Annotated in this window: 19 protein-coding genes and 1 CRISPR repeat array; of the genes, 7 read left to right on the top strand and 12 right to left on the bottom strand. The window is 42.2% G+C overall.

Annotated features, from left to right (window positions below; all coding sequences use genetic code 11):
• Window positions 1–32: 32 nt before the first annotated feature.
• Window positions 33–872, top strand: coding sequence for a sulfite exporter TauE/SafE family protein (locus tag HWQ58_RS07910; RefSeq protein WP_292860012.1), 840 nt, complete (start codon window positions 33–35; stop codon window positions 870–872).
• Between the two features lie 22 nt (window positions 873–894).
• On the opposite strand, the gene HWQ58_RS07905 is transcribed toward HWQ58_RS07910, so the two are convergent.
• The 6 genes from HWQ58_RS07905 to HWQ58_RS07880 all read right to left on the bottom strand — a co-directional run bounded on the left by HWQ58_RS07905 (window position 895) and on the right by HWQ58_RS07880 (window position 6989).
• On the bottom strand, window positions 895–2394 hold the full coding sequence (locus tag HWQ58_RS07905) for an Ig-like domain-containing protein (protein WP_292860009.1): 1500 nt from the start codon (window positions 2392–2394) through the stop codon (window positions 895–897).
• 46 nt (window positions 2395–2440) lie between these two features.
• The gene (locus HWQ58_RS07900) at window positions 2441–3214 is read right to left on the bottom strand and encodes a TIGR03943 family protein (protein WP_292860006.1); all 774 of its coding nucleotides are present in this window, start codon (window positions 3212–3214) and stop codon (window positions 2441–2443) included.
• Window positions 3215–3298: 84 nt separating this feature from the next.
• Entirely contained in the window at window positions 3299–4351 is a 1053-nt protein-coding gene (locus HWQ58_RS07895; protein ID WP_292860003.1) for a permease, read from the bottom strand.
• A 661-nt stretch (window positions 4352–5012) separates the two neighbouring features.
• Window positions 5013–6020: a WD40 repeat domain-containing protein gene (locus HWQ58_RS07890; RefSeq protein WP_292860070.1), complete on the bottom strand. Its 1008-nt coding sequence runs from the start codon at window positions 6018–6020 to the stop codon at window positions 5013–5015.
• Window positions 6021–6158: 138 nt separating this feature from the next.
• The gene (locus tag HWQ58_RS07885) at window positions 6159–6452 is read right to left on the bottom strand and encodes a hypothetical protein (RefSeq protein ID WP_292860067.1); all 294 of its coding nucleotides are present in this window, start codon (window positions 6450–6452) and stop codon (window positions 6159–6161) included.
• A 366-nt stretch (window positions 6453–6818) separates the two neighbouring features.
• Window positions 6819–6989: a hypothetical protein gene (locus tag HWQ58_RS07880; protein ID WP_099099534.1), complete on the bottom strand. Its 171-nt coding sequence runs from the start codon at window positions 6987–6989 to the stop codon at window positions 6819–6821.
• Window positions 6990–7565: 576 nt separating this feature from the next.
• On the opposite strand from HWQ58_RS07880, the gene ald reads away from it, so the two are divergent.
• Complete coding sequence (ald, locus tag HWQ58_RS07875; protein WP_292860000.1) at window positions 7566–8657, top strand: alanine dehydrogenase; 1092 nt, start codon at window positions 7566–7568, stop codon at window positions 8655–8657.
• A gap of 301 nt (window positions 8658–8958) precedes the next feature.
• Window positions 8959–10297: direct repeats of the CRISPR family, unit length 37 nt; unit sequence ATTGCAATTTAATAAAATCCCTATTAGGGATTGAAAC.
• A 74-nt stretch (window positions 10298–10371) separates the two neighbouring features.
• Here the strand turns inward: ald and HWQ58_RS07870 are convergent.
• From HWQ58_RS07870 to HWQ58_RS07860, 3 genes are all read right to left on the bottom strand, one after another.
• Window positions 10372–11076, bottom strand: coding sequence for a DevA family ABC transporter ATP-binding protein (locus HWQ58_RS07870; RefSeq protein WP_292859998.1), 705 nt, complete (start codon window positions 11074–11076; stop codon window positions 10372–10374).
• Between the two features lie 89 nt (window positions 11077–11165).
• On the bottom strand, window positions 11166–12341 hold the full coding sequence (devC, locus tag HWQ58_RS07865; protein WP_292859995.1) for an ABC transporter permease DevC: 1176 nt from the start codon (window positions 12339–12341) through the stop codon (window positions 11166–11168).
• Window positions 12338–13648, bottom strand: coding sequence for an HlyD family efflux transporter periplasmic adaptor subunit (locus HWQ58_RS07860; RefSeq protein ID WP_292859992.1), 1311 nt, complete (start codon window positions 13646–13648; stop codon window positions 12338–12340). The genes devC and HWQ58_RS07860 overlap by 4 nt, the downstream gene beginning before the upstream one ends.
• Before the next feature lie 419 nt (window positions 13649–14067).
• Between HWQ58_RS07860 and HWQ58_RS07855 the strand changes: the two genes are divergently transcribed.
• A complete protein-coding gene (locus HWQ58_RS07855; RefSeq protein WP_292859989.1) occupies window positions 14068–14682 on the top strand; it encodes a TetR/AcrR family transcriptional regulator in 615 nt (204 codons plus the stop codon).
• 159 nt (window positions 14683–14841) lie between these two features.
• On the opposite strand, the gene infC is transcribed toward HWQ58_RS07855, so the two are convergent.
• Entirely contained in the window at window positions 14842–15354 is a 513-nt protein-coding gene (gene infC / locus HWQ58_RS07850) for a translation initiation factor IF-3 (protein WP_104907695.1), read from the bottom strand.
• Window positions 15355–15569: 215 nt separating this feature from the next.
• Between infC and HWQ58_RS07845 the strand changes: the two genes are divergently transcribed.
• Window positions 15570–16871 carry a DEAD/DEAH box helicase gene (locus tag HWQ58_RS07845; RefSeq protein ID WP_292859986.1) on the top strand — a complete coding sequence of 434 codons (1302 nt, stop codon included), beginning with the start codon at window positions 15570–15572 and terminating at the stop codon, window positions 16869–16871.
• A 564-nt stretch (window positions 16872–17435) separates the two neighbouring features.
• Window positions 17436–19088: an adenylate/guanylate cyclase domain-containing protein gene (locus HWQ58_RS07840; RefSeq protein ID WP_292860064.1), complete on the top strand. Its 1653-nt coding sequence runs from the start codon at window positions 17436–17438 to the stop codon at window positions 19086–19088.
• A 158-nt stretch (window positions 19089–19246) separates the two neighbouring features.
• Here HWQ58_RS07840 and HWQ58_RS07835 read toward each other — a convergent pair whose 3' ends face one another.
• Complete coding sequence (locus HWQ58_RS07835; protein ID WP_292859983.1) at window positions 19247–19870, bottom strand: Uma2 family endonuclease; 624 nt, start codon at window positions 19868–19870, stop codon at window positions 19247–19249.
• A gap of 259 nt (window positions 19871–20129) precedes the next feature.
• Between HWQ58_RS07835 and HWQ58_RS07830 the strand changes: the two genes are divergently transcribed.
• Both HWQ58_RS07830 and HWQ58_RS07825 read left to right on the top strand, forming a co-directional pair.
• Window positions 20130–21497, top strand: coding sequence for an NAD-dependent succinate-semialdehyde dehydrogenase (locus HWQ58_RS07830; RefSeq protein WP_292859980.1), 1368 nt, complete (start codon window positions 20130–20132; stop codon window positions 21495–21497).
• Window positions 21498–21725: 228 nt separating this feature from the next.
• Window positions 21726–23369: an acetolactate synthase large subunit gene (locus HWQ58_RS07825; RefSeq protein WP_292859977.1), complete on the top strand. Its 1644-nt coding sequence runs from the start codon at window positions 21726–21728 to the stop codon at window positions 23367–23369.
• A 125-nt stretch (window positions 23370–23494) separates the two neighbouring features.
• On the opposite strand, the gene HWQ58_RS07820 is transcribed toward HWQ58_RS07825, so the two are convergent.
• Window positions 23495–23754, bottom strand: a 260-nt coding sequence (locus tag HWQ58_RS07820) for a hypothetical protein (protein WP_292859974.1), incomplete at its 5' end; no start/stop codon positions are given.

Genomic DNA, 23754 nt, shown 5'->3' with positions numbered 1-23754 from the left:
ACCAAGTCAGTTCTGTAGAAAAATAATTATTTATGATTGATTTTAGTTGGTTGATTTTAGTGAGTGGGGGTTTAATATCTGGAGTCATAGCTGGACTTTTAGGAATAGGTGGCGGTATTATCACAATTCCTCTTTTAGTCACACTAGGTTATACTCCCGTTCAGGCGATCGCTACTAGTAGCCTTGCTATTGTGATTACTTCAATTTCTGGAAGTTTGCAAAATTGGTGGATGGGTTACTTTGACTTTAAACGAGTAATTTATTTAGGAATTCCAGCTTTTCTAACTACTGGAATAGGTGTATATTTCGCCAATAAAATTCCATCTTATATAATACTTTTTACATTTGGCATCATACTACTTGCTAATATCTATCTGATTGAGCTTCGCAAGCAACTATCCTTCCAGGAAAAAGAGGATACAGCCCCAGTATTTAACCCATTATTTTCTAAAATTGGCACTGGGGGAGCAGCAGGAATTTTAGCAGGTTTATTCGGCTTAGGTGGTGGTACGATTATGGTGCCACTACAAATGCTACTACTGGGAGAAGAAATTAAAGTAGCAATTCAGACTAGTTTGGGCGTGATTGTCATCACTGCTTTAGCTGCCTGTACAGGACATACATTAGAGGGAAATATTCTGTTTGTTCAAGGTATAGTTTTGGGATGTGGCGGTCTTTTAGGCGTTCAAATGAGTACTCGTACACTGCCAAAACTACCAGATTCTACTGTGAGTTTAGTACTTCGTATTTTCTTAGGAATACTATCAATTTATATTTTTTGGGAAGCTTGGACAAATTATCAATTCATAGTTTCAAATCCAATAAATGAGGAATTGGCAGCTTGGTATCAACAAGATTCCCGACTTCTCTAAAAAGTCGGGAATCTAAGCTTTTTCAAGGTAGCCAGCGGGGATGAAATCCGGCTAAGGGGAGTTGTTCTGGTCTAATTTCAACAGTCGCAGCATCAGCGATGGGCAACAGAGGCATTAACCACAGGCTACTGGTAGCAATAACATCTCCATCATCGGTTTTCAAAGTGTTTGTGGGTAATGATGCTGTTGTGTTTGTCTGGGGTACTACTTGGTCAAATAACAAGCCCAAACCGTCGGCAGATAAACTCATTTGCACATTTCGTTGAGCGGGAGGCAATACTAACAGTGGTTTCTGTTGCCCAGTTTTCAAATCAATTGCCACCACATAGGGCTGTTCTATATATTGTTCTTTGGATACTAGCTGTGTTAGCAAGCAGTAGAGGGTAGGTGAGGCGATGTCAAATTGGCAACTGAGAATTGAACCTGTTGTTTTTAATAGCTGTTTCTGCACACCTTGGTTTGTCACCAAAAATAAATCCCGCGTGTAATCTGTATTAAACTTTACCATCGCTGCTTGAGAGCCATCTTTGGAAAAAGCTTGTACCAAACCAAACTGCGGCAGAAAATCCAAAGGTTTACTGGCATCACCTTGCAGTGGTAAAATCGCTGCTCCCTGTCCTTGAGCAACCGCTACGGCTTTACTATCTGGTGTCACCATAAAGTCTCCTCCCGGCTGGCTTTTTAGACGTTTGGGAGTGGGTTTTTCTGCTGAACCATCACTGGTTGCTGGCATAAACCATAGTCCAAAGTCGCCAGGATTAGTTTTATTTCCCCGCTGGATGACAATAGTTTGCCCATCAGGTGATAAGTCAAATTTCAGGTTTTGATAATCTTTACTATCTAAAGTCAGGTCAACTTTGCCTTCTGGTTCTGCTTTTTGTCCAGATTTAGCAGAAACGCCTGTTGTCACTGTATACAGTTGGGCTGAAAGTAAGTCTTGATTGTTTGCGGCGCGAGCAGAAAATAAAATTTTCTCCCCATCAGGAAATGACTCAAAGTCGATTACTATCAGGTCTTTGGGGGTAAGTACCCTTTTTTGCTCTTGAGTCAAGTTATAAAGAACTAACCGTCCCTGTTCTTCTTGCTCGGTTCCGATGTAAAGGATAACGCGATCGCGTGTCCGAAAGCTACCTGTAAAGGGCTGTATGACCCGATTTTTGCCTTCTTGCTCCGCAAATTTATCTTTAGCTCCCTGTAACTGCACTTTGTAATTTGTGCCATAAGGTGCTGGTGTCACCAGTGTATAAACCATCCGCCGCCCTGCCCAACTGAATTTACCTGCTAGGGGTGGCTCGATTTTCAAGTTATCCTCGACGCTTTTTACTTCCATTGGGCGGCTGAAGGTGAGGGTGAAGGAATTATCTTCGGCTCCAATTTGTTGATTTTGCCAAGTAAATTCCCGGACACGAGCAGTTACCACATCACCTTGCAAGATGATTAACCCAATCAGCACACTCAGCAGTAGCATTAGTGCGATCGCTATACGATCCAGTGGTTGGATAAATGCTTTAGATTTTGTCATTTGTCATTTGTCATTTGTCATTTGTCATTTGTCATCAACAAATTAACTAATAACTATAAGGATTTTGGGGTTGAGGAATCTTTTTGAGAGAGGTAGCGGCAATGGTAAGTTGGCGTTTACCTGCCAAATTTTCTGTCGCCATTTGTCCTTCGACTTCCAGCCAGGTATCAGCAGAGTAAGGCTCTTGATTATTTTGTAGTTTGACGGGCAATCCCACAGGGTAAGCATCTGCTGCACAGCAAGTTAAGACAAATCGTGCTAAAAACAAATATTCTTTTCCTATATCTGGCGGGTGAATGACAAATCCCTGTACCTTGACTTTTTGCCCCGTATATGTATCGGGTTCTGGATAGACATTGACGGTGCGTACCCAGTCTACAAGCGATCGCTCCTCTGGACGAACAGTAGCGCGAAAGGCTTGGGGTTTGACACGCGTACTTCCCAATAAATCAGTTGTTACCCCCCTTTGCAGTGCTTTGTCACTAGCAAAAACTTGCGGTGTAATCATAAAACCTAAAATCGCTGTAGTCAACAACAAAGCACTGCCCCAACCTGGGGGAAATAAACTAATATGCGGGGTGTTTGGTGTAATATCACGGCGACGACGTTGCCAAAGTTCCTGCATCTTGAAGAAACCAATAATAATCAAGCTGATACCTGTCACGACCACGAACCAAATGTAATTTGGATGAATCAACAGGTTCAGCTTATTAGTTAGCCAATATCTCAACATCAAAGTGCCCCAAACTGTAACTGCTAAAGCATCCAGCCAAGGGAGTAATAGATTTGGAATTTTAGATTTGGGATTTTTGTTAGTCATTAGTCATTGGTCATTGGTCATTAGTCATTGGTCATTAATCATTAACAAAGGACAAAGGACTAATGACTAATGACTAATAATTTTTTAAAAGACGTGCAAGTTCAAGAAAAGGGTGAACACAAATGTTAATTGTGCTGCTAAAGCAAATAAGTAAAAAACTGTTTTGGGTTTAAAAATGGATAACATCAAACCAATGCCTTTGATGTCAATCATTGGCCCAAACACTAGAAATGCTAACAATGAACCGCTGCTAAAGGTTGAGGCAAAAGATAGGGCAAAGAAAGAATCAACTGTAGAACAAATAGACACTACTACTGCTAATATCAGCATGACAACAATTGAGGTAATGGGCCCAGCACCCAAACTGAGAATTAATTCACGGGGAGCTAGGACTTGAATCGCAGCAGCGATCGCACTTCCAACAACCATGACTCCGCCGAGTTCTCGGAATTCTTGGATGCTATTATCCACAACTAGGCGCAGTTTCGCTACCAGCGGTTTATTAGAAGTAGAGACTGAGGTAGGTGGTACGAAATTAGCATCTATCCGTAGAGGTATACCTGCTTTTCCTCCTAAGATATAAGTCCCAGATTGCAAGATATTCGGTGTCAGTGCTTCCTCCTGTGCTTGGTAACCCTTACCACGGCGTTTGGTTTCAGGCTGCGCGGGTGGATTAAACTTCATATAACGAGCGATCGCAGGTTGGATTATGGGATTTAAGTCCTTTTGAAAACTGAAAACAAACCCGATAATTGTGGCAATTGTTAGGGAAAATACGACTCGTAAGACTACTATTTCTGGCTGATCTCGAAATGCTGTCCAAGTTGACCAAATTACAATTGGGTTAATTGTTGGTGCTGCTAGCAAAAAACCAATTGCGACTGGTGTGGGTACTCCTTGAATCAGGAATCGCCGCGCTACCGGTACATTCCCGCACTCACACACCGGAAACAAAAAGCCGATCGCGCTGCCAACTAAAGCACCCAACAGCGGATTTTTGGGCATTTTTTCTACTAGTTTGCGCTCATCAACAAAAAACAGCAGCAAACTGGAGAATAAAACCCCAAGAAGTAAAAAAGGCATCGCCTCGACTAGCAGACTTAAAAATAGCGTAAAACCATTGTTCAATTGATTCATGAGCTCGCAGTCAAAAGCGGTTTTTAGTTTTAGGGTTCTGCCTAGTCATTCTATCGAAATGGGGATCAAAAGCAGTTCGGGAAAATTAAACATTATTTAAGTAGCAAGTTATCCTACCTTCAAAATAGCGGTTAAGCGCTACAAACCTTGGCTTCACACGAGTTCGTGACTTTTAATTGAGTGCATTTACTGACGATGACCATTTCTAAGATTGTCTAAGTTCAGAAATTGTTCCGATTTAGAGGGCAAGTAACTGCACAGATGATTTTAAATTACCTATGTTTATACTTACAGGAATTTGCTGGATAAGATATTAGTTGGCTGTATTTTCATCAAGTATTCACAGTTCTTCAAGATTTGGGGATCGCTGTTGGTTTCTACCATTATTGATTTTGACTAGTTATAGCAAAATTTCATCTGAGCTTTGGTTGATTTTTTACTACAAAAACTCTAAAAAGGCAAAACCAAAGTTTAGCAGATACAGGAGATAATTGGGGGAATCTTTCGGCGTTAGCGATAGCCTGACTTTCTAGATGACGTGAAAAGTTGAGCTATGACGAGTCACTCAGCCTTGAAAGGAGCGTCAAAATGATATCCCCAATTTCTTTTCAGAAGTCGGGGATATAGTCTACTCTTTGACGATTATTTTGTCCAATCGCTATTAATTACGTTTTGTTGGAATGCCCCAAATCTTGATTTGTCGATCGAATCCACCACTGGCAAGAATTTTACCATTTGGACTAAAAGCGATCGCACTTACCCAGTCTGTATGTCCATTCAGTGTATTTATTAACTCGCCTGTAGTTAAATCCCACAATTTAATTCCATCCCTACCGGCACTAGCAAGGGTTTGTCCATCGGGATTAAGAGCGATCGCATTTACCCAGTTATTATGTCCTGTAAGAGTGCGGACTAATTCTCCAGTATTAATATTCCACAATTTTATGGTGCGATCGTGGCTAGCACTAACTAATGTTTGTCCATCTTGTGTAAATATCACACCGCTAACAGCACTAGAATGAGCTACCAATTCACTGATTAATTTACCAGTACTCAAATTCCACAGCTTGATTACACCCTTATTATCACCACTAGCCAACGTCTGTCCATCACGACTAATAGCTAGAGTATAAATCGAATTATCAAAGCGCACTATAGTCCCTAGAGGACGCTGCTGTAGCAAATCCCAGAGACGAATCCCATCTAAAGCTCCACTGACAAGAACTTTACTATCAGGAGACACCGCTAAAGATAATACATTACTGGTATGTCCGACAAAAGACCGGCTAAATTTTAAATTTTTTAGGCTCCAAAGGTTAATCGTATCGTCATCGCTACAGCTAGCAAGGGTTTGCCCATCTGGTGAAATCACTAAAGATTCTACAGCAGCTTTGTGTGCTTTGTTAATAGTCGCCAACTTTTTGCCCTTTGCTAAATTCCACAGGCGAATGACACCTTCGTTTTCTGCACCTCCACTCACAAGAATTCTGCTATCTGGAGTGAAAGCGAGGGATTTAATGGTTCCATTATGTCCTATGAGTGTGTAGAGCAATTGAGCATTAGCAAAGTTGGTATTAGCTGGGAAGTTTGGTGTTACTTCAATGGCAGCATCAGCTTGATGAATATAAAACCCTTCCCAGGTAATCACTGGAAGGGCCACAGCTGCCATAAATGCCAGGATAATATCCGGCCGCAGAAATTTACCGCCACCTCTTCCCTCACTACTCACTATTTTTCCTCACTTTATATAAATACAGTTAAACCCAATAAATTTTGCAGAGTTATTTAAGTAATAACTCTGCACATCTTAAAGAGGTGGTTTTTTCTTAGAAACGCTTAACATTGGTAAAGGCGCACTAGAAGAACGAGAGGGCAAATAATGTTGCACTACAGGCTCCTCTGGTAAAGAACGACGCTGCTGAAAACGCCACAACTTAAAGCCTAGCGCTATCCCTGTCGTTCCCAAACCAAAAGCAAACAACGACCAGCTATCATTCAATCCGCCAATCAGGGCATCCATAACACCCATTGTCATCAATACACTGATTAGTGGCTCTTTTCGGTAGGTTGACTTCAAAAAACGAGGTAATACAGCATTCATCACAGCTTGGTTGGTTCCAGTTCACCTTTTGTGTATATTTACCAAGAATACCTCACCCATAATTTGCCTTTCTCATTCAAGGCAGACACTAATTTATGATTTTTTTAGTAGGGGGAGGAAATTTACTCATTAATTGCCTTGCATATACTAGTTGCAAGTCTATGATATTTTGATCGCTAATAAATATTTAGATTCCTCTCTTGCTTACATTCTAGAGCAGTTATTTATGAATTAAGTATAATTAATCTATCTAGGGCAAAGTACTCCGCTATCAATTATTGAAGTCAAAACCAACTGGTTGTTCCAGCTGGTTGAAACTCTTTTAATTACTAGCTTACAACTTCAAGATCGTGCTTGTTGATAGCACTACTTCAGACCCAGCCATGATAGCACCCCTTGATTGGTAACATATTCAATCACCAGCATTAAACCAAAGCCAATCATTGCAGCTCGACCATTCAAGCGTTCGGCATATTCGTTAAAGCCAAACTTAGGCTCTTCTAGTTTAGGTGTAATTGTCGGTTGTGTTTGTGTCATCTTTTTAAGAAACCTTTTTTGGCAAACGGGACTTGATATCAGACTTCTGGTAGAAGTCAGGGAATGTAGGTATAATCGCTACTTACTTTTCATGGTATCTGGAAAACTTCTCTCTAAATCCTCTCCTGAAAAGAGAGAGACTTTGAATTTTTACAGATGACGTAGAAAAGTCAGGATAGCTTAAAAGCTGATTGCAGTACTTGAATGTCAAGATGACTTGATAAATTTAGCAAGAGCTTCCCACTAATCCACTACATCAACTTTGATGGATGAATAAGTTCGTCGTAAAGACTTTAGCCCTCGCTACCAACTCCGCAAGGTTGGCTTGATAGAATACTAGTAGGGAGCAATACAATCGTTTTTTTAATAAATTGTTACTATTCTTTATATATTGTATAAATACTGGGGCAATAGTCAAGGGTAAGAGTTTGGGCTACTCAGATTGAATTGAGAAAGTTAGAACAGAAGTTAGGTATCTCTAATCCAGCTATCTCTAATACGGAACTAGCAAGATGGAAGTAGCAAGCTTGAAATTGGAAGGCTACAGTTAAACAAAAAAATTATCTGAGGCGATATATGGAAATCGGCGTTCCCAAGGAAAATAAGGATCAAGAGTTTCGGGTAGGGTTAAGTCCTTCTAGTGTGCGGGTGCTGCGAGAAAATGGTCATAGCATCTTCGTCGAGACGCAAGCAGGTAATGGTGCTGGATTCTCCGATGATGACTACAGAAGTGCTGGAGCCGAGATTGTCCCTACATCAGAAACGGCTTGGAATCGGGAATTGGTTGTTAAAGTCAAAGAGCCTTTGACATCTGAGTATAAATTTTTGCAAAAAGGGCAGATATTATTTACTTATTTACATTTAGCAGCCGATCGCAAATTGACAGAGCATTTAATTGATTGTGGCACAACTGCGATCGCTTACGAAACTGTAGAACAACCTGGGGCAAACAGACTACCTTTGCTCACCCCCATGAGCGTAATTGCTGGTCGGCTAGCAGTACAATTTGGGGCGAGATTCTTAGAACGTCAGCAAGGTGGTAGAGGTGTACTTTTGAGTGGTGTCCCTGGAGTTAAACCAGGCAAAGTAGTAATTTTAGGGGGCGGCGTTGTCGGCACAGAAGCAGCTAAAATTGCTGTAGGCATGGGTGCTAGCGTCCAGATTTTAGATGTGAGTGTCGAGCGCTTATCTTACTTAGAAACACTCTTTGGATCTAGAGTGGAATTGCTTTATAGCAACTCTGCTCATATTGAAGCCGCAGTCATTGAAGCCGATTTGCTTATTGGTGCAGTTTTAGTGTTAGGACGTAGAGCGCCAATATTAGTATCTCGCGAATTTGTCAAACAAATGCGTCCTGGTTCGGTAATAGTTGATGTTGCCGTTGACCAAGGCGGTTGCATAGAAACCTTACACCCTACATCCCACACAAATCCGGTATACGTTGAAGAAGGTGTGGTGCATTATGGCGTTCCTAATATGCCAGGAGCAGTACCTTGGACAGCAACTCAGGCACTAAATAATAGTACATTACCTTATGTTGTCCAGTTGGCGAATTTTGGAATTTTGGCACTGGAGGTTAACCCAGCATTAGCTAAGGGTGTGAATGTGCAGAATCATCACTTAGTGCATCCTGCTGTACAAGAGGTATTCCCTGATTTGGTAAATTAAGGTGTGCAAGTGTTAGGCGATCGCTTATTTTAATGGTAGTAGCGATCGCCAATCAGGCTAATTTTCTTGCCAAATGGGCGGATGGGTAGATGTACAAAATGAGAAGGAGCGAAAAAGGCTGTACGCTCCATCTATACAAGACTTTCAGGGCAATGGTACTTTCAACCCATCCGCGCACCTTATGGGGAGTGGTTTTCAGCGATTTGCATCTTGTGATATCACTATTCCCTGTGTTATGATTCGTTCATTCGTGCAACTGAACCTTGAAAACCAAATACAGCAGCGCTTTGAGAAGCCAGCTATTGCAATTTAATAAAATCCCTATTAGGGATTGAAACTTTGTGGCGTTTGCATACTCAGCGAATCTAGGGCGGATTGCAATTTAATAAAATCCCTATTAGGGATTGAAACTTTGCCTAGAGAATCCCCGCATCGTGGATTGAAATTGCAATTTAATAAAATCCCTATTAGGGATTGAAACTCCTTTATCACCCTTAACCCCAGCATCCCCCTTCATTGCAATTTAATAAAATCCCTATTAGGGATTGAAACTCCTTTATCACCCTTATCTCCTTTATCTCCTTTCTATTGCAATTTAATAAAATCCCTATTAGGGATTGAAACTACTAAGGAGTAACAATCAAATGGCAATTTGCACATTGCAATTTAATAAAATCCCTATTAGGGATTGAAACTCGGGTATTTAACTTTGAATCCTAACAAATGTAAAGATTGCAATTTAATAAAATCCCTATTAGGGATTGAAACTAGCTTGATTAGCCGTGGGCAAAATCCCTAAACAGATTGCAATTTAATAAAATCCCTATTAAGGATTGAAACGAGATACCTCGCGAAGTCTGACGTAGTGGGTATTCATTGCAATTTAATAAAATCCCTATTAGGGATTGAAACGCCAGTATCCCTGATAATACTTCAATAACTGTTCTATTGCAATTTAATAAAATCCCTATTAGGGATTGAAACACAGAAATTCTGCCTATTTTCAACGGGGAATTGTCATTGCAATTTAATAAAATCCCTATTAGGGATTGAAACATTAACTACATAAGCTTCCACTAGCTGAATGGCATTGCAATTTAATAAAATCCCTATTAGGGATTGAAACTGCTTCAGTATTTTGTGCTTCGATTCCAAGCTGTGTAATTGCAATTTAATAAAATCCCTATTAGGGATTGAAACTTTTGGCTTAACCGTGAGGGTTGCAGAAGATTGAGATTGCAATTTAATAAAATCCCTATTAGGGATTGAAACCAATCTCATCTTGGATTAATTGCATTGAAGCAGTATTGCAATTTAATAAAATCCCTATTAGGGATTGAAACAGAAAATGTGTGGAGGTATCGCACTTTTGAATCATTCCGATTGCAATTTAATAAAATCCCTATTAGGGATTGAAACTTGCTTTAAAGTTGCTTCCCGACGACTAGTTTTATATTGCAATTTAATAAAATCCCTATTAGGGATTGAAACCAAGAAACGCAAGGTAAGCATCGCACCCATTGGTAGCAAGGATTGCAATTTAATAAAATCCCTATTAGGGATTGAAACAAAAACAGACTCGTATGAATCTGCAAGCTGTTTTATTGCAATTTAATAAAATCCCTATTAGAGATTGAAACTTTTGCAGTCTCTACAAAGGCTCTGGATAACGCATATTTAATTTCACCACATATCTGTTGGAAGACCTAGCAGCCTAACTAGCTGCAACAACAGCACTGTCATTTACTAACTTGCCATCTTCCATGTAGACAATGCGATCGGCAATATCTAGAATGCGGTTGTCATGAGTAACCAAGAGAATGGTACAATCTTGCTCTTTAGCTAGTGTTTGCATCAGGTTGACCACATCTCGTCCCGATTTACTGTCAAGGGCGGCGGTGGGTTCATCCGCTAAGACAATTTTAGGACGACTGACCAACGCACGAGCGATCGCTACCCGTTGTTTTTGTCCCCCAGATAAATCATCAGGATAATAATTCAAACGATCTCCTAATCCTACCTCCTCTAATATTTGGGCTGACCGGGTTTTCATTTCTGGCGGTGAAATATTATTATGTACTTCCAAGCCCATTCTGACGTTCTGGAGTGCTGTTAGGCTACCGTGCAAGTTGTGGGCTTGGAAAATATAACCGTTACTGCGTCGCGCTTGGGTGAGTTGTCCTTTGTTAGCACCACACAGTTCTTGTTCCAATATTTGCAAACTACCGGATTGGGCAGAACGCAAGCCGCCGACTAAGGTGAGAAGTGTAGTTTTACCAGAACCAGAAGGCCCAGTCATAATAATAATTTCGCCGGCGTTAATATCCAGGTTGATATCAAAGAGAACTTGCTTGCGGAGTTGACCATGACCAAAATAGTGGTCGAGATTTTTTACAGAGATGACGGGTTTACTAATCATAAATAGCTCGATTACTCGTGATGACCGTCATTTGTTCTTTGTCATTTGTCCTTTGCAAATGACCAGTGACCAATGACAAATGACAATTTTTAAAACATATCTGCGGGGTCGGCAGATTGTAATTTCCGGGTGGCGATCGCACCAGAAATCATGCACATAATCATAGTCAGTGTTAATACCGTCAAGGCCCGTGCTACGGTCATGTAAACTGGCAAATTGGTGGCATTACGAGTTAAATGATAAAGTCCTAAAGGTGCGATCGCTCCTGGGATAAAACCCAAAATTGCCAAAATTATCGCCTCTTCAAACACCACACCTAATAAATACAGATTGTTATACCCCATTGCTTTGAAAGTGGCGTATTCTTTGATATGGGAATTCACATCTGTAGAAAGAACTTGATAGACGATAATCACGCCCACCAGAAACCCCATTGTGACACCCAGGCTGAAGATAAATCCGATCGCCGTATTTGTTTTCCAGTAATTTATTTCAAATTCGAGAAATTCTGCTTTGGTTAAAACTTTAACATCATTATCTAAATGAGATTGTAAAGCTGTTTTCATCTGTTTTGGGTCATAGCCTGGTTGCAGTTGCACCAAACCAAGACTGACACTGCTGGCTTCTTGTCTGGGAAATAGTCGCAAAAAATTTTGATCGCTGGTAATTAAAGTACCATCGGCTATGAAGGAAGCCCCGACTGAAAATAAGCCGCTAACAGTAATTGTCCGCCGTTCTATTTCGGTTGTAACAGGTTTACCTTGGTCAATTTTGGCGAGTACTTCGTTGTAATCTCCTCTAGAGGCGCGATCGAACAGAACAGTATCTGGTAGCTTAATAGCATCTATCTGGCGATTCACATCCGCTAAGTTCAATACTTGCCGATCGGGATTGAACCCCATAACTAATATTGTCGTTTTCTGATGTGTTTGGGGATTTTTCCAATCAACAATGTTGACATACATTCCTTCTGCCGACTTTACACCTGGTACATCCATTGCTTGATACAACCGCCGCCGCGTAAAGCTAGACATATATGCTAGGTTACGTGCTTGGGGGCTGATGACAAATATATCAGCCTGCATACTGCGATGCAGCATTGTGTTACTTTCAAACAGGGCATTCTGAAACCCTAGCTGCATGAACATCAGAACATCGGCAAAGGCAATACCTGACAATGCCACCAAAAGACGACCTTTTTCATGACTCAGTTGCAGCCATCCTAAAGGCGTTCGCCGCCGCAGTTGCTGGATAAATCCAATCACAGTTCAATTACCGCCTTGACTTGCAAATTAGTTAAGCTAGAAGCATTTTGGCTGGATAGTTTATTTAGTTGCACATGCACTTCCACTACTCTGGCATCAATATTGCTAGAGGGGTCAGCGTTGATCAGATTTTGCCGCTTTACCTGCATCCCAATCCAATCGACTCTTCCCCCTAATTCATTGCGGAGGGAATCACTGCTTACCAGCACCGGTTGTCCCGGACGCACTCTCTTGATATCACTTTGGTAGACTTCTACTACTGCATACATCTGGTCGGTTTGACCTAAAGCCACAATTCCTTCATTGCCAACAGTTTCTCCGGCTCGTGTATTAATCTCCAAAATTCGACCAGCTTTAGGAGCCACAACGTATGCCTCTGCCAGTTCTGCTCTAATTTTCTCCACTGTGGCTTGAGCACTGTCTATCTCTGCTTGTGCATTTGCTATATCTGTGGGACGAACTTCAGTGGTTTGATTTAGGTTAGCTTTTGCTTCGTTAATCTGCTGCTGCAAGCTGGCGAGGGTTTGATTTTGGTTGGCTTTTGCTTCGTTAAGCTGCTGTTGTAGGGTCGCTACAGTTCTTGTCTGGGTGGCTTGGCTTTCAATTAAGGCTTGAGTAGAAGTTTCGGCGCTTAAGCGTCTTTTATCAACTTCTTGGCTAGAAATTGCTCCTGCTTTGTATAAAGTCTCGTAGCGCTGTACGTCAGCTTGGGCATTAGCTTTCTCGGCTGCTACGCGAGCTACTGTTGCTTGCAAGCTTCGTTGTTGCCCAAGGAGTTCTGCTTCTAGACGATTAATAGTGGCTTGCTGAGTTTTAATGTTTCCTTGTAGTTCTACTTGTACACGATTCACCGTAGCTTGACGCGCTCCAATTTCTCCCTGTTTAGCTCCAGCTTTTACCTGGTTAAGGCGGGATTTGGCAACTTGAACTTGTTTTTGTGCTTCACCCAAAGTAGCTTGTAGGCGAGCGCGGTTATCCATAATCGCAACTACCTGCCCAGCTTTGACGCGATCGCCTTCTTTCACCAATAATTGCTCCACCCGATTTCCTTCACCATTTGAAGAAGGCGCTGACAGTTTTATTACCTCTCCCTTTGGTTCCAACCGCCCTAATGCTGTTACTGTTTTTACCACAGGCTGAACTGCTACTGGTGCTTTTTGCTTTTCATTACCTGTAGCCTGATGCCTCATTACTGTATAAACACTGAAGCCGCCTATGGCAAAAGATGCAATTATTGCAAGTAGAAGAGGCGATCGCAAAAGATTCTGAGAAGACCTTAAACCCTCTGAATTCCTGTTTTGCTCCATACTATTTTCCCCTGACCACCAGTAGCAACTTGTACTAAACTGTACAGTTCAATTTATGCTAAACTAAACGGACTAGTTTAGTCAACATGATATAACTAAACTTGTCAATTAATTTGCAAAGGCATTATGCAGCGGAATGTTATTCCCTATTGCGATTGATTGTCTACTACAACAAAGTAGAACAGAGGAAAGCTGATAAAAGAGGCTTTTGAGCTTTATCGAAGGGTAAGTAAGTTGGCACAATTAAACCAAACTATGTGAAGAAAGATAAACTACACTAAAACCCTCTTCCCTCCTGCCTCCTGACTTATTCCTACGACAAATTTTTCCGCCGACCTACTTATGTTTATTTTCGCCATTTTGTATTGGGTATTTTGCAGCATCTATTAATATTGTTTATAAGAAAGGATGATTAATAAATGGTACGCATCAAAGCTGACGAAGTTGATCGAGACAATTCCGTTGATAAGGTGGAGCAAATTCTGCAAGGGGCAATGCAAGAATTCCTTCAACATGGCTATGCTGGTACAAGCATGGATCGAGTAGCGGTAGCAGCAGGTGTTTCTAAAGCGACAGTCTACAGCCACTTTCAAGATAAAGAAGGACTTTTTAAAGTACTGTTAGAGCAACTGACAAGCAAAAAGAACAGTTCTATTTTTGGTACAGAACCTATTCAGGGAGAACCAGTCGCCATACTGCACCAGGTAGCAACCAAAGCATTAGAGCAAATGCTTAACGACAAAGAACATAGTGCATTTATGCGAGTACTAATTGGGGAATCTGGGCGTTTTCCAGAGTTAGCTCAAATTTGTGTTCGGGTGATGATTAAGCCAGTAGCCCAAACTCTCACTCACTACTTAGCAGCTCCAGAATTAAACATACCTGACCCAGAAGCAACGGCGAGAATTCTCTTAGGAGCATTGGTGCATTTTCATATTACTCAAAATGTGATGCATGGGAAGGACATTGTACCAATGGAAAGCGATCGCCTGATTGATGCCTTGACACACCTAATTACTAAATGCGCCGATTGATTGGTTATATCCCGGCGCGTGGCGCTTGATTTGGTCGGAAAGTCAAATTCACCTTGAGTAACAGTTGACTGTTTTTTCCATAGAAGCTACAGTACTATTTCCGGCTTTTTTCGTTCCTTACAAGCTGCCACAAATACATCCTCTAGCGATCGCCAGATACTAGGCAGGAATGACTTGAACAACTAGGGCGCGTTTATCCAGCGACTGGATTTTACCTACTTGACTGAGATCGTTTGCAATTCGGTCTAGCAGTTCTCCCGCTTTGTCACGATATTGATGTTCTCGGCCTCGTAAACGAATGGCAAACTTGACAGAATCGCCTTTACTTAACCACTCACCTGCTTGTTCAATACGTAAATTGTAATCAGCCACACCCACGTTTAGACCGAATCGAACTTCTTTTACCGTGGGTCTAGCACTTTGGCTCTGACGTTTTTTCTTTTGATATTGAAGCTTGCCATAATTGAGAATCTTGGCGATTGGAGCGTCTTTACCTTGGGAGACTACAACTAAGTCAAGCTCTAAGCTTTCGGCTAGCTGTAACGCCTCATTGGTGTCGATCAGACCACGATTGTTATTCTCATGGTCAATCAAGAAGACGCTAGGTGATTTGATTTGTGAATTAATCAGTTGCTTTTGGATTGCGATAATGAATTTCTCCCATTTGTTCAATACTTTGCTTTACAAGCAGGTAATGCCAATTTAACACAACACTGAATCAGAGCAACTTTAACAACACAATAGACGGCAATCTGTTAGAATGAGGGACTGCGGCACTCGCTCTCAGTCTTTGCGCTACTGCCCATCCAGCTTTTCCATGATTTTTATCCGTCCGCCTAAGACTGACGCCATCATTGGCGACAGGCCGATGTTATTTTTGGAGTCTTATGTCCTTTTCCGATCTCGGCTTGTCCAATGAAATTCTTCGTGCTGTTACCGAACGAGGATACACGGAACCCACGCCAATTCAGATGCAGGCGATTCCTGCTGTCTTATCGGGTAGAGATTTATTAGCTGGGGCACAAACTGGCACTGGAAAGACCGCTAGTTTTACACTGCCGCTGTTGCATCGATTGTCGTCTAACAAAAGCAAAGGTACGCCTAATGGATACCCGCCGATCCGGGCGCTGATTCTCACTCCGACTCGCGAACTCGCTGCACAAGTAGAAGAAAGCGTGCGCGAGTATGGCAAGTACTTAAATCTCAACTCGATGGTGATGTTTGGCGGAGTCAGTATTAATCTGCAAAAACAGCGTTTGAGGGGTCGAGTGGATATTTTGGTCGCTACTCCAGGACGACTGCTAGACCACATACAGCAGGGTACGCTGAACCTATCGCAAATTGAGGTTTTGGTACTGGATGAAGCCGATCGGATGCTGGACATGGGTTTTATTAATGATATCCGCCGTATCCTCTCACTCTTGCCCAAACAGCGACAGAATTTGCTATTCTTCGCTACTTTCTCAGACAAAATTAAGGCCCTGGCCGCCGGACTACTCAATCACCCGACGATGATTGAGGTAGCACGCCGCAACGTTACTGCCGACACGATCGCACAGAAAGTTTACCAGGTAGACCGTGACAAGAAACGCCAATTACTTGCTCATTTGATTCGACGAGATAATTGGTATCAAGTGCTAGTGTTCACTCGCACTAAGTATGGCGCTGACCGTTTGGTGAAGCAGTTGGGCGAAGACCGCATTCAAGCATTGGCAATCCACGGTAATAAGAGCCAGCCGGTGCGTACCAACGCTCTAGCAAAGTTCAAAAATGGCAGCTTACAAGTACTGGTGGCGACAGATATTGCTGCTAGGGGTCTTGACATTAGCGAACTGCTCCATGTTGTTAACTTTGATTTGCCCAATGTACCAGAAGATTATGTTCATCGTATTGGTCGCACCGGTCGCGCTGGCGCATCAGGTGAAGCTATATCGCTAGTGTGCATCGATGAACAGCATCTATTGACAGATATCGAAAAACTGATTGAGCAGCGCTTACCGAAGGAAGTGGTTGCTGGTTTTGCGCCCAACCCTGATAGCAACCCCGAACCAATCCCAAATGGAAAGCAACACAGAGCCAAGCCCAGAAGTGAGAAACGCCCGGCTCGAACTGCTAAACCGTTACCACAGACATCGGCTAAACGTAAAGCAGCGCCTGCCACCAATGGCGATAAACCTGGCGATCGTTAACAGTGCCTCGGCAAGCAAGTAACTCGATTTAGAGTATAAAAGTAAAATTAATTGCACTCAGCATATAGGGTAGTTGCGCCCCTAAGCTGATGCGCGTCTAGTTTGTACATTTTTGCATTCAGACCGTTCTAAGGGACTTCCAAATAAAAAAATATCCCATCGCTTTTAGGGCAGGGGGCAGGGGGAGAGAAAGTCGTTTTGATGGGCGTGAAATTGGATAATTTATTTCTTGGAAGTCCCTAAGTCAATTGGTCATCTGTCCTTTGAAATACAAATGACTAATGACCAATGACCAATGACAACTCTCACAATTAAATATACAAATTAAATGCGTAACAGCTTAAGAGCAAAGTTCTGTTCGCCCCTGGCGTTGGCGTTCGCCTAGTTTTAACTATGGGGTTATACTCAGCACTCAGCACTCAGCACTCAGCACTCAGCACTACTGAAATACAGTTGTCGGAATGCAGTTAGCAGTGTCATAAAGAAAAGGTGAAGGTTAACCTGTAGGGTATAACTTACCTTAAAGTTGCTTGACCTCTAGCTTCGATGGATCGTATCACACTCATGACTGAACTCACGCTACGCCTACAAGAAGGAGATACTGAGACAACGATCGCAGTTGACCAAGATGTATTTACGATTGGTCGTTTGCCGGAATGTAACTTGTACTTACCTTTTGGTGGAGTATCCCGCAACCATGCTCGCTTAGTAAAAACGGCTGACGGTGTGTGGACTATTGAGGATCTGGGCAGCAAAAACGGGACGCAAGTCAATAAATATCTTGTTAATTATCCCCAAGAGTTACATCACGGCGATATCATTTGGCTAGGTAATGTCAGTCTGGTAGTGTTGCTCACAAACCCTGTTTCTCAACCGACACCTGAGTATCCCGGAATTTCGGACATCAATGAGCAAAGAACAATCCTTCACAATGTCGAACACTTACAACAGCAATGGATTGCACCTGATAGTAAAGATGGCGACAACTCTAATAAGGACAAAACCATTGCCCGTCTCAAAGACTTAGTGGACATAGCAAAAAATCTCTGTGCAGCCGCGTCTATAGAAGAGATTTTTTCTCAGGTGCAGCAAGTAGTTTTTCGTTACCTTGATAGTATTGATCGCTTGGCATTATTAATTGATGTCAATGGTCGCGGCCAGTTGGAATTAATGAATGCTGCTACTAGAAATATTTCCCAACAGAAACATCTCCCTTCTGATGGTAGTTGGATTAGTCGTAGTATCTGTCAAAAGGTATTTGAGGAAAAAGTCGCCATTCAAACTGGTGATACTCAGCAGGATGAACGGTTTGCTAGCGAACAGAGTATTTTAGTCAAAGGCATTCGTAGCGCGATGGCAGTGCCTTTATGGGATGAAACTAAAGTTGTGGGCGTACTGTATGCCGATGCCAATTTTTCTTCTTACCATTGGGCAAATGAAGGTGAAGAAGAATTAAGCTTTTTTTCAGCTTTAGCAAACCTTGTAGCTTCTAGTGTGCAGCGTTGGCTGTTAGTAGAGAAACTCAAAACTGAAGAGATGATTCGTCACCGACTAGAACGTTATCATTCTCCAGCAGTTGTACAGCAGTTGATCTCTGTAGGCGGATTACCGGGTGGTCGTTTAGCTCCCGCCGAAAGCGAAATCAGTATTTTGTTTGCTGATTTAGTTGGCTTTACCGCAATTTCTGAAAGGTTAACACCAACTGCGATCGCTCAACTATTAAATAATTTATTTGAAGAAATGCTAAAAGAAGTGTTTGGTTGCGGCGGCACTTTAGATAAGTATATTGGCGATTGTATTATGGCATTTTTTGGCGCTCCAGAACCGCAAGCAGATCATGCCGATCGCGCTGTTACTGCTGCCAAGGGAATGCTCACTCGTCTCGAACATCTTAATGCCAATGGTTTTTGGCACGAACCCCTGCAATTACGTATTGCAATTAATAGCGGTAAGGCGGTGGTGGGAGATGTCGGTAGTTCCCAAAGGGTAGATTATACGGCATTAGGCGCGACGATTAATCTTGCTGCTCGCATGGAAGCAGTTTGTCCCCCTAGTGAATGCGTGATTAGTGAAGCCACCCATACAATGCTTTCACAACCCTCAGACTTCCAAGAAATGGGAGATTATCGTTTCAAAGGTATTGAGCGATTAGTTAAGGTTTATCAGACAAAATTGCAGCCAGTACCAACAATTGTTGCTCCAATCATTAATCTTTAGGGATTGGGCATAATGGGGAATAGGAAAAAATCACTAATTATGAATTACCTTAGAGGCTTCCAAATAAAAAATACCTAACTATCCTGGTTAGATAAATCTGTTATGCATAGCTGTGACAGCCTCTCTCTTACGAAAGGTTGAATAGCTTGATGCTAAATTTAGCTGACTATGCCAGCGCAAAAAATTTGCTCTGCGGTTAAATTAAACTCTGGAAATGTTGGCGACTGGATACGGTCATCTCCTCGAAACTTACTAATGCGATACTCACCTTCTTCTAAACAGCAAACCAAAAGAGTAGGTTGTTTGGGCTTGCCAATAAATTCTCTACCGCCCAATGCAGCATAATCAATAATCCAGTATTCAGGAATTCCCATTTCTTCATAGTCAGCGTATTTTTTCAGATAATCATCACGCCAGTTTGTACTTACCACCTCAATTACTAAAGGGATTGATGCTGCTTGAGTAACAGTTGATTCTTTTTTCCACAGAGGTTCATCAACTAAATTAGGAAGATTTAGTATCAGGACATCTGGTGAGTAAGCTGATTCGTTTTCAAGTGGTTTTACTAATACTGTTTTTGGTATACCATACGGCAGACTGAGGCGACTATATTCTAAAGTGATTTTTGTAGATAAAAATACAACAATCTCTTCATGGTCGCCTGTTGGTTGGGGCATTTCGACTACTAGTCCATCATATAGTTCGTAACGTTTGCCTGTATTATCTGGATATTTAGCAACGAATTCATCGAATGTCACTAGTTTGCGTAAAGCTTGAGTCATAGCTTAATTCCTCTATAGCTTGCATGGTTGAGAATTGAAATGCTGCAATTGTCTGAATTCTAGCAACTCTACTTGCATTTAATTTATCACTATTAATACTTATTGATTGGTATATTTTATTTCAAAAATAATTGCAAAATTGTAATATTCAACAACCAATTCTGGGTTAAAAGACTAGAATTTGGGTGGTAGCTTCCAGAATTGATCTGTGTAACACTAGGAAGCCTACCGAAGCTATTTTTTAACGGGAGGTCAGGTAATGGCGATCGCCACCATTAATCCCGCCACTGGGGAGACGCTCAAAACCTTTGAGGCGCTCAATGATGAAGAGATTGTCGCTAAACTCGATTTAGCCAATCGGACTTTTGAACAATATCGTCAGACTAGTTTCTCGGAACGATCGCACTGGCTGCAAAAGGCTGCTGATATTTTAGAGCAAGATAAAGCAGAATTTGCTAAGTTAATGACTCTAGAAATGGGTAAGCCATTTAAAGCTGCGATCGCGGAAGTCGAAAAATGTGCCGTAGTCTGTCGCTACTATGCCGAACACGCTCCTGGTTTTCTAGCTGATGTCAGTATAAAAACTGATGCCAACCAGAGTTTTGTACGTTATCAACCAATGGGTGCGATTCTCGCGGTGATGCCGTGGAATTTCCCTTTTTGGCAAGTTTTTCGCTTTGCCGCACCAGCCCTGATGGCGGGGAATGTCGGTTTACTCAAACACGCTTCCAACGTGCCCCAATGCGCCTTGGCAATTGAAGATATTATCCGACGGGCAGGTTTTCCTGAAGGTGCGTTTCAAACTCTATTAATAGGCGCTGCCAAAGTTGCCGATTTAATGGCTGATGACCGCGTAAAAGCTGCTACCTTGACAGGAAGCGAACCAGCAGGTGCATCCCTCGCTGTCGCCGCCGGCAAACAAATTAAAAAAACAGTTTTGGAATTAGGAGGAAGTGACCCATTTATTGTGTTAGAAAGTGCTGACTTAGAGACAGCAGTTGTCACAGCTACTACAGCGCGGATGTTAAATAACGGGCAATCATGTATTGCAGCAAAACGTTTTATTGTCGCAGAAGCGATCGCAGACAAATTTGAAAAATTGCTTTTAGAAAAATTTGAGGCGCTGAAAGTAGGCGATCCTATGCAACCAGATACCGATTTAGGGCCACTGGCAACTCCTGGTATTCTCCAGGATTTAGATCAACAAGTGCAAGGTGCTATTAGCAGCGGTGGTAAAGTCATCATCGGTGGACATCCTTTATCAGATCGTCCTGGAAACTTTTATCCGCCAACGATTATCATAGATATCCCCACCGACACACCAATTGCCAAAGAAGAATTCTTTGGCCCGGTAGCCTTGTTATTTCGGGTTCCAGATATCGATGCTGCCATTAAACTCGCCAATAACTCACCCTTTGGTTTAGGTGCAAGTGCTTGGACAACCAATAACCAAGAGAGCGATCGCTTGGTTGAAGAAATTGAAGCAGGTGCCGTGTTTATTAACAGTATGGTCAAATCCGATCCTCGGTTGCCCTTTGGTGGCATCAAGCGTTCTGGATATGGCAGAGAATTGAGTATCCAAGGTATACATGAGTTTGTCAATGTTAAAACCGTATGGGTGAAGTGATAGGGATTGGGTATTGGGGACTGGGTATTGGGTATTGGGAACTGGGTATTGGGATTAGATATTAAGAATTAGCGATTAGGTATTAGGAAGGATTTTTCACATTCCCCATTTCCCAGTCCCTAGTTTTCAGTCTCCAGTCCCTAGTCCTCATTCCCCAGTCCCCATTCCCCATTCCCCAGTCCCCAGTACCCAGTCCCCAGTCTTATTCGTTGCTAGTTAGGAAATAAAATGAATACAGCAGAGTTATTGGTGCAGTGCCTAGAAAATGAAGGAGTGCAATACATTTTTGGACTTCCTGGTGAAGAAAACCTTCACGTTTTGGAAGCGTTAAAACATTCTTCGATTAAATTTATTACGACTCGTCATGAACAGGGTGCAGCATTCATGGCTGATGTCTACGGACGCTTAACCGGAAAAGCCGGAGTATGTCTTTCTACTCTTGGCCCTGGGGCAACCAATTTGATGACTGGGGTAGCAGATGCTAACCTCGATGGTGCGCCCTTAGTGGCGATTACTGGTCAAGTGGGAACAGATAGAATGCACATTGAATCCCATCAATATTTAGATTTGGTGGCAATGTTTGCACCTGTTACCAAGTGGAATAAGCAGATTGTGCGACCGAGTATTACACCAGAAGTAGTGCGGAAAGCATTTAAGCGATCACAATCGGAAAAACCTGGTGCAGTTCACATTGATTTGCCAGAAAATATTGCTGCCATGCCTGTAGAAGGCAAACCTTTGCGTAAGGATAATAGCGAAAAAACCTATGCATCTTTTGCTAGCATTCGGGCAGCTGCCGCCGCAATTTGCCAAGCAGTTAACCCATTAATTTTAGTCGGAAATGGGGCAATTCGCGCCCATGCAAGTGATGCAGTCACGCAATTTGCCACCCTGATGAATATACCTGTTGTCAATACTTTCATGGGTAAAGGCGTGATTCCCTACACCCATCACTTAGCTTTGTGGGCAGTGGGATTACAGCAAAGAGATTTCATTACCTGTGGGTTTGATAACACAGATTTAGTAATTGCGATCGGCTATGATTTGATTGAGTTTTCTCCCAAGAAATGGAATCGGAATGGTGAAATTCCCATTGTGCATATTGGGGTAAGTCCGGCAGAAATTGATAGTAGTTATATTCCCAACGCTGAAGTTGTGGGAGATATTTCAGATTCACTCTATGAAATCTTAAAATTAGCAGACCGACAAGGTAAACCCGATCCCTTTGGCATCAGTTTAAGGTCAGATATTCGGGCTGATTACGAACAGTATGCCCATGATGACGGATTTCCCATCAAGCCGCAAAAGTTAATTTATGACTTACGCCAAGTGATGGGCCCAGATGATATCGTCATCTCTGATGTTGGCGCACATAAAATGTGGATGGCCCGTCATTATCATTGCCATAGTCCCAATACTTGCATAATTTCCAACGGCTTCGCGGCTATGGGTATTGCTATTCCTGGCGCTTTAGCAGCAAAACTGGTTCATCCCAAGCGCAAAGTCGTTGCTGTAACAGGCGATGGCGGCTTTATGATGAATTCTCAAGAATTAGAAACAGCCTTGCGTGTTGGTACGCCTTTTGTCACGATAATTTTCAATGATGGTGGCTATGGATTAATTGAGTGGAAGCAAGAAAATCAATTTGGCAAAGGAAACTCAGCCTTTGTGCATTTTAGCAATCCCGATTTTGTTAAATTAGCGGAAAGTATGGGTTTAAAAGGCTACCGAGTTGAATCAGCTTTAGATTTGATTCCCACTTTGAAAGAAGCCCTCGCTCAAGATGTGCCCGCCGTGATAGATTGTCCCGTAGATTATCGGGAGAATCACCGCTTCAGTCAAAAAGCCGGCGAGTTGACTTGTGCGTTGTAAAAATTAGAGACGCGATTAATCGCGTCTGTACAAGAGTTAGGAGTAATTTATTCTTAACTCCTTATTAATTTCCACTCCTTTAACGTTTTGGTAGGGTGCGTTACGCCAAAGGCTAACGCACTGCTTTACTTCATTTCATTTATAGAGATATTTCTTCTCCTTCTTCGCGTCCTTTGCGTCTTTAGCGGTTCGTTAAAAAAACTACGAGTATCAAAGACTCGTCCGCGAGTATCAAAGACTCGTCCACGAGTATCAAAGACTCGTCCGCGAGTATCAAAGACTCGTCCACAAGTATCAAAGACTCGTCCGCGAGTATCAAAGACTCGTCCGCGAGTATCAAAGACTCGTCCACGAGTATCAAAGACTCGTCCACGAGTATCAAAGA

Origin of the sequence: Nostoc sp. LPT, assembly GCF_017115165.1 — a bacterium.
Classification (GTDB): Bacteria; Cyanobacteriota; Cyanobacteriia; order Cyanobacteriales; family Nostocaceae; genus Nostoc.
This window is presented reverse-complemented; position numbering and strand designations above follow the sequence as displayed.